The following is a 7,204-nucleotide window of genomic DNA, read 5'->3' as shown; positions in this document are numbered from 1 at the left end:
CCCCCCCGCCGGTCGGATTGCGCAGCAATCCGAAATCTCCTGTCCCGCGTTACGCTGCGGATTTCAGCGCCACGTCCGCCTTGCCCATGAAGGTCCCGTGCAAGGTCTGCACGCTGATGTCGAAGGCTTCGCGCGGGATGACGAACTGCGCGTCGACGGTACGCGTCGTCTGGTGGGCGCTGATCACGTCCACCCCCGCCTCGCGCAACGCCCCGAGACCGCGTTCGAGAACATGCAGCCCGCGCAGGTCGCGGCCGATGACCGAGGCGATGGCGCAGCTGCGGATGTGGGCGTCGGCATTCGGATAGACGCTGTTCAGTTCCGAAACCAGCTCCCGGATGCGCGACAGCGGCGCGTCGAGGTAATGCGTGATCGTGTTGGCATTCGACGTCTTCGAAACGATGCGGATGTCGAAGCGGTGCAGGAGGTCCAGCGTCGTCGCATCGTAGCCCTTGACGCCGACCATGTCCTGTTCGAACAACTCCAGCGCATAGACCTCCAGCCCGGTGACCATCTCCGCCACGCCCTTCTCGGCCTCGGCCTCGTCGATCAGCGTGCCGGGGTCTTCCGGTTCGAAGGCGTTGGTCACGCGCAGCGGCACCTCCGCCTGGCGCAGCGCCTTGGCGGCGGTCGGGTGGATGGCTTCCATGCCCATGTTCGCCAGCTGGTCCGCCACGTCGTAGTTCGTGTGCCCCAGCTTGCGCACATTCTCCGCACCAACCAGTTTCGGATCGGCGGAGGAGAGGTGGAATTCCTTGTGGATGATCGCCTCGCGGGCCTTCGTCAGGGCGGCGATCTGGCTGAAGGTCACCTCGGAGTAGCCGCGGTCGAAGCGGTTCATCAGGCCCTCGGCGCATTGCGCATAGCCTGTGACGATGGGCATCTCGCCTGCAAGGTCCACGTCGGCAAGGCCGTCCGCGATACGCTCGTCAAGCGACATCTCCCGGTCGTCGCGCCAGCCGGACAGGTCGACGAACCGCGCGTTCACACCGGCGCGGCGCAGTCGCAGGACGGTGACGAAGGCGGAATGCGCCTCGCCCAGCCCGGAGAGCAGTTCGCGGGTCAGGCTCATGTGCTGCGAGAGGCGGAAATGCCCGTAGGAACACAGCCGCTGCAGGTCGATAAGGCAGGAGCGCGCGCCCTCCATCCGCTCGCGCAGGAAATCGCGGGCATCGCTGCGGTCGCCGGGATGATCGAGCACCGCCTCCTGGGCGGCCCGCATGGCGTTCTCTGCCTTGGACAGCGCGTCGTGCCAGCTGTGGCCCTCGGTTTCGTCGGCAAAGTGGCCGTAGACCCCGGGTTTTCCGGATTTCTTGTGTTCGAGCAGCAGGTCGGTGATGCCGCCAAAGGCGGAGACGACGAAGATGCGGTTGTAATCCGGCTTGGAGACGCGGAACAGCGGCTCGAGCAGCTCGTTCAGGCGGCTCATCGTCGTGCCGCCGATCTTTTCAACGGTGTGGCTCTGGAAATTCATGGCAGGAGTCCTTTTGGGGCTCGTGGGAGAGCGGGGGCCACGCGGGCCCCCGCGCAAGTCAGGCGTCTTCGAGGTCTTCGGGCGCGGCGTAGCTGCCGTCCTCCCGGTGCACTTCCTTGCCGGTCACCGGCGGGTTGAAGCAGCAGGCCATGACCAGCTCTTCGTCGGCCCGCAGGACGTGGCGGTCGTGCTTGTCGAGGGCATACATGACGCCGGGCTTGATGGCGTGGGTCTCGCCGGTGGCGAGATCGGTGATCGAACCCGAGCCCTGCATGCAATAGACGCTCTCGAAGTGGTTCTTGTACTCGAAGGTGTGCTCCGAGCCGGCCTCGAGAAAGGTGATGTGAAAGGAAAAGCCCATTCCGTCGTCCGCCAGCAGCATGCGGACGGAGGTCCATTTGGCATCGGAGACGACACGGCTTTTCTCGGAGGCGACGATGTCATTGAAATCGCGTACAATCATTGTCTGTTACTCCGCTGCCATAAGGGTTGTCTGATGCGTGGCTTCCTCGGTGGCGGCAAGGAGGGTCACGAGACCTTCGCGCAGAAGTTCTTCGGATGTTGTCAGCGGCGCGAGCACCTTGACCACCTCGTCATGGGCGCCGGATGTCTCGATCACGAGGCCCTTCTCGAAGCAACGTGCACAGATGTCGGAGGCAAGCGTGCCGCTGCCCACGTCGACACCCTGCATCAGGCCACGCCCCTTGAGGGTGGCACCGGGGATCTGGTCCGCGACAGCCTGCAGCCCGGCGGTCAGTTGTTCGGCCCGCTCGGCAAGCTCCTTTTCGAAGGCATCAGTCTTCCAGAACTTCTCCAGCGCCACGCGGGCAGTGACGAAGGCGTGGGTGTTGCCACGGAACGTGCCGTTGTGCTCCGCGGGCTTCCAGATGTCGAGTTCCGGCTTCAAGAGCAGCGCTGCGAAGGGCAGGCCCATGCCCGAGAAGGATTTCGCCAGCGGGATCATGTCCGGCGAGATGCCGGATTTCTCGAAGCTGAAGAAGGTGCCCGCGCGGCCGCAGCCCGCCTGGATGTCGTCGGCGATCAGCAGTGCACCATGCTTGCGGGCAAGCCGTTCGATGCCCTGCATCCAGGCGTCGGACGCGGCGTTGAGGCCGCCTTCGCCCTGGATCGGCTCGAAGATGAAGGCGGCGGGGGCGTCGATGCCGCTGGACGGGTTGTCCAGCATCTGCTCGATGACCTCCAGCGTGTCGACGTCGCCCAGCGAGCCTTCGAAGGGCAGGTGCGTGACATCGCCGAGCGCCGTACCGGCCCCGCCGCGCTTGCCTTCATTGCCGGTCAGCGACAGCGCCCCGAGGGTCATCCCGTGGAAGCCGTTGGTGAAGCTGATGACGTTCTGGCGGCCGGTGACCTTGCGGGCCAGCTTGATGGCGGCCTCGACGGCGTTGGTGCCGGTCGGGCCGGTCATCATGACCTTGTGCTGCATGTTGCGCGGCTTGAGGATGATCTCCTCGAAGGCGGTCAGGAAGGCGGTCTTGGCTTCGGTATGCATGTCGAGCGCATGGGTGATGCCGTCCGACTGGATGTGGTCGATCAGCGCCGCCTGCATGTCGTCGTCATTGTGGCCATAGTTCAGGGACGAACAGCCGGCGAGGAAGTCGATGTAGCGGTTGCCCTCCGCGTCCCAAAGTTCGGAACCCTTGGCGCGGGTGAAGGTGGTTGGAAAGCTGCGGCAGTAGCTGCGCGCTTCGCTTTCGCGGCGGGTGTAGATGTCGTTGGTCATTTGGAAACCTCGCTTCACAAGAGAGAGGGGCGCGCCGGAGTGCGGCACAGCCCGAATTGGAGAGGGAGAGGGGATCAGGCGACGCGGCGCAGGGCGGCGGGCATGTCGATGGTCACCATGTGCTCGGTGTCATGGTTGCCGTCGAAATGCGTGTCGCGGGTGAAATGCGCCTCGTCGCTGATGAGCGCGTCCTGACGATCGGCGAACCCGGTGAACAACGCCCAGGAGGCGTCGTTGTCGCGGGTGATCGTGGTCTGGATGCGGCGCACGCCGTCTTTTTCCACGCGCTCGAACAGCGCCGAGAGCATGCGCCCGCCGACGCCGCGCCCGCGCGCGGTCTCGGACACCGCAACCTGCCAGACAAAGAGCGTCTCGGCATCATGCGGCAGCAGGTAGCCGGAGACCCAGCCGACGATCTCGCCGTCCATCTCCGCCACGATACAGGTGTCGCGGAAATGGTCGGCCTGCAACAGGTTGCAGTACATGGAATTCTCGTCCAGCGGCTTGCAGTCGCCGATCAGCGACCAGATCGCCGCCCCGTCCTCGCGGACGGGCTTGCGGAAGGTCAGGGTGCCTTTCGGCGCGGTGTCAGACAGGTCTCTCACGGATGGCCTCTCGGTATTGCTTCGTTGTGCTAAGTATATTGCTTAGCCTTATGACTTCAACCGCCGCGACCGGTTCTCAAACGCGTGTCTAGTTTAAGTCTATGAAAAATAGGGGAAGAAAGTTGCGCAGGTTACAACGTCAGGGGATTATTCTTCGCGCCGTTGAAGTTTTTACTTGGTAATGCTAAGTATATTCGGTCATGAATGTACAGTTGAAGAAAACGTCCTCGTCCGGGTGTCGCCGGGCCACGTCCCGCAGTAGTCTGGGGTTTCCCGAACCGGAGTTGATCGTGGACCGCACTGACGAAAGCCTTGTCGCCATCCGCCGCATCCTGCGCGCAACCGAACTCTACGGCCGCAAACTCGCCCACGAGGCGGGGCTGACGGCCGTGCAGCTGCGCGTGCTCCAGATCGTGGCGGAGACCGGCTTTGCCACGCCGACCGCCATCGCCACGCGCATGGGTGTGACGCAGGCGACGATTTCCGCATTGATCAAGAAACTGGAAAAGGCGGGCGTGCTGGAGCGCAGGCGGTCCGAGGTCGACCGCCGACAGACCGACCTGCACATCACCGAGGAGGGCCGCGCACGGCTCGGCGGTGCACCGGACGCCCTGCAACAACGCTACGTGCGTCAGTTCGAGGCGCTGGAGGATTACGAGCAGGCGATGATCGTGGCGATTCTCGAAAAGGTCGCGGCCATGCTCGACGCCGATGACATCGACGCCAGCCCGGTGCTCTCCGTGGGCGAGATCGTCGCGCCGGTCGCACCGGAGGTCGAGGGGCGGCGCTGAGACTATTCCGCGGCGTCGCGCGCAGAGGAGTCCCCGGCGGTTTCCCGTTCGAGCACCGGGCGGGTGTCCTGCCAACAGCTGCGCACCGCCTCGCACAGCGCCTGCCTCCCGGCATCATCGGCCACCGCGGCTCCGGTTTCCAGCGTCTGCAGAACCCGGGCCAGTCTCAGGGCGCCGAACAGCCCGGCCGAGCCCGAGAGGCGATGTGCCTCCATCGCGAGAGTGGCGGGGTCCTCCTGCCCGTGCGGCGCGGCCAGAAAACCCTCGATCTCGTCGATGAATCGGTGCAGCCGCTTGGCCTGTTCCGCTTCGTTCAGCAGGTCCTTCAGGGTGGCGAGGTTCTCCGGATCGACCAGGGGCGCCGGCGACAGGGGACTGTCCGGCATGGCTGGCACACCACTCTGCGCCAGCACCTGTCGCAGCGCCTGCCGGGTCAGAGGCTTGAGCAACACCCCGCACATGCCCGCCGCGAGGAAGGCCTCCTGTTCCTCGGGGAGGGCGTGCGCCGTGGTGGCGATGATGCGGGTCTGCGCGTTCAGCGGGCAGGTCTCGCGGATGTGCCGCGTTGCCTCCAGACCGTCCATGCCCGGCATGGAAATATCCATGAAGATCACGTCGAAGCGCCTCCGCGCCGCTTTCGCCACACCTTCCGCTCCGTCGAAAGCCTCGGTCACCGCATGGCCGTCCTTTTCCAGCATCCGCCGCAGGATCAGCCGGTTGATCGCGTTGTCCTCGACGATCAAGGCGCTCATGGCTGGCCCGGCGGCCGGGTGCGGAGCATCCTCCGTTTCCGAGGCTTCGCCGGAGTCGATTTCGTCCCGTGGGGGCGTGAGTGACAGCCTGACCCAGAAGATCGAGCCATCCCCGGGCTCGCTCTCCGCGCCGATCTCGCCGCCCAGGGCGCGGGTCAGGCGGCGGGCGATGCCAAGCCCGAGCCCCGTGCCCTTGTTGGTGCGCTGGTAGGAGGTATCGAGCGTGACGAAATCGCCGAAGATCCGGTCGAGGTCCTCCTCCGCGATGCCGATGCCGGTGTCGAAGACGCGGAACTCGACCTCGTCCAGCCCCGCGGTACAGTCGATTTCCAGCGTGACGCGGCCGCCGTGCGTGAACTTGATGGCGTTGCTGAGCAGGTTCAGCAGGATCTGCCGCAGCCGGTCCGGATCGGTCCAGACGTCGTGCAGCAGCGGACTTGGCGGGGTCAGGGTCAGCACATTGCCATTGGCGGCGGCGGCGCCGACCTGGCTTTCGACAACCTCGGTGGCCAGCGCCACGAGGTCGAAGTGCCGCTTGTCGGTCTGCATCTTCTGCGCATCGAGCCGCGAGAGATCGAGAACGTCATTGACCTGGTCGAGCAGCATCTTGGCGGAGTTGCGCACGATGGTGAGATAACGCGACTGACCCGGGTTCAGATCGCGCGTGCCCATCAGGTCGAGCGTGCCGAGAATGCCGTTGAGGGGCGTGCGCATCTCGTGGCTCATCACCGCGAGGAGGCGGGCCTTGGAGCGCTCGCCGGCGATGGCGCGGTCGCGCGCCTCGCGCAGTTCGGTCTCGGCGGCCTTGCGGTCGGAGATGTCGCGCAGGAAGGAGACGATGCGCTCGCCTTCCGCGGTGCGGGCGCTGGCGATGGAGGTTTCCACTGGGAAGCGGTCACCATTCTTGCGCATCGCCTCGATCCCGGCGACGAAGCGGCTGCGCCGCTCCTCGGGGAGCCCGTCCAGGTAGGCGTTCAGCGCCTGCTGCTGGTCGCTGCGATGTTCCGGCGGGATGATCAGGTCGGTGACGCGTGCGCCGAGCGCCTCGGTGCGGCTATACCCGAAGATGCCTTCGGCGGCACCGTTGTACTCGACGATCCGGCCCTGGCGATCGGTGACGATGATCGCGTCGAGCGATGTGCTGATGATGGTTTCGAGCCGCCGCCGCATCGCCTGGTTGCGGCTCGACTGCGCCTCGCGCAGGCGGGCGAGCCGGAACAAAGTGACCAACAGGCCCAGCAACACGGCGATGAGCAGTGCGGTGAGCCAGGCGATCGAGGTCAGCGTGCTGGCGAGGCTCGCGCGCTGCTCGGAGCTGCGCACCGCGTTTCGGGTGACGCCGTCGATCGACAGCAGACGGGTCTGCGCCCGCATCTCCGCCGTGGCCTCCGACAGCGCCGGCAGGCTTGCGGCAAGCGCGGCGTCCGGTCCGTCGATCAACGGTATCCAGGTCTCGAAGAAGTCGAGAATGTGATCGAGGGCCTCCCGGGTCTCCGGCGTATCGCGCAGGACGATGTAGTTCTCGTTGTCCCGCACGATGGCCATTCGGCTGTAATAGACGTCGAACCGGACGCGCAGCTCTTCGAGAGACTGCTCCGGATGAACCATGGCGTGCAGCGTGGCGGCTTCAAGGCGGCTGGATTCCAGTTCCGCCTGGGTCAGCGCCCACAACACGGACTCCGACGCGGCATTTTCCAGCCGGGTGAGCTGGCGCGTGACGTGCAGCCCGAGAAACCCGATCAGCGCCATGAACAGAACGAGCAGCATCGCCGCGAGTGCCGGTTTCACGCTGGGTGCGAGGCGGATCTGGTCCTTCGGATTTCCGGTCATCTGCGGGCTTG

General features: G+C 65.4%; 6 protein-coding genes. 1 reads left to right on the top strand and 5 read right to left on the bottom strand.

Annotated elements, in window-relative coordinates:
* Positions 1–49 precede the first annotated feature (49 nt).
* The 4 genes from ACP159_RS08655 to ectA form a co-directional block, all read right to left on the bottom strand.
* The gene (locus ACP159_RS08655; protein WP_425099274.1) at positions 50–1,474 is read right to left on the bottom strand and encodes an aspartate kinase; all 1,425 of its coding nucleotides are present in this window, start codon (positions 1,472–1,474) and stop codon (positions 50–52) included.
* Positions 1,475–1,532: 58 nt separating this feature from the next.
* On the bottom strand, positions 1,533–1,937 hold the full coding sequence (locus ACP159_RS08650; RefSeq protein WP_425099273.1) for an ectoine synthase: 405 nt from the start codon (positions 1,935–1,937) through the stop codon (positions 1,533–1,535).
* A 6-nt stretch (positions 1,938–1,943) separates the two neighbouring features.
* On the bottom strand, positions 1,944–3,215 hold the full coding sequence (ectB, locus tag ACP159_RS08645; protein WP_425099272.1) for a diaminobutyrate--2-oxoglutarate transaminase: 1,272 nt from the start codon (positions 3,213–3,215) through the stop codon (positions 1,944–1,946).
* A gap of 74 nt (positions 3,216–3,289) precedes the next feature.
* Positions 3,290–3,820, bottom strand: a complete 531-nt coding sequence (gene ectA, locus ACP159_RS08640) for a diaminobutyrate acetyltransferase (RefSeq protein WP_425099271.1) — start codon at positions 3,818–3,820, stop codon at positions 3,290–3,292.
* Positions 3,821–4,110: 290 nt separating this feature from the next.
* Here ectA and ACP159_RS08635 point away from each other — a divergent pair, with 290 nt between their 5' ends.
* On the top strand, positions 4,111–4,611 hold the full coding sequence (locus ACP159_RS08635; protein ID WP_425099270.1) for a MarR family winged helix-turn-helix transcriptional regulator: 501 nt from the start codon (positions 4,111–4,113) through the stop codon (positions 4,609–4,611).
* Between the two features lie 2 nt (positions 4,612–4,613).
* Here ACP159_RS08635 and ACP159_RS08630 read toward each other — a convergent pair whose 3' ends face one another.
* A complete protein-coding gene (locus ACP159_RS08630; protein WP_425099269.1) occupies positions 4,614–7,193 on the bottom strand; it encodes an ATP-binding protein in 2,580 nt (859 codons plus the stop codon).
* Positions 7,194–7,204 lie beyond the last annotated feature (11 nt).

Origin of the sequence: Tropicibacter sp. S64, from assembly GCF_049803835.1 — a bacterium.
Classification (GTDB): Bacteria; Pseudomonadota; Alphaproteobacteria; order Rhodobacterales; family Rhodobacteraceae; genus Pacificoceanicola.
The sequence above is the reverse complement of the archived record's forward strand: the minus strand, read 5'-3'. Positions and strand labels throughout refer to the sequence as shown.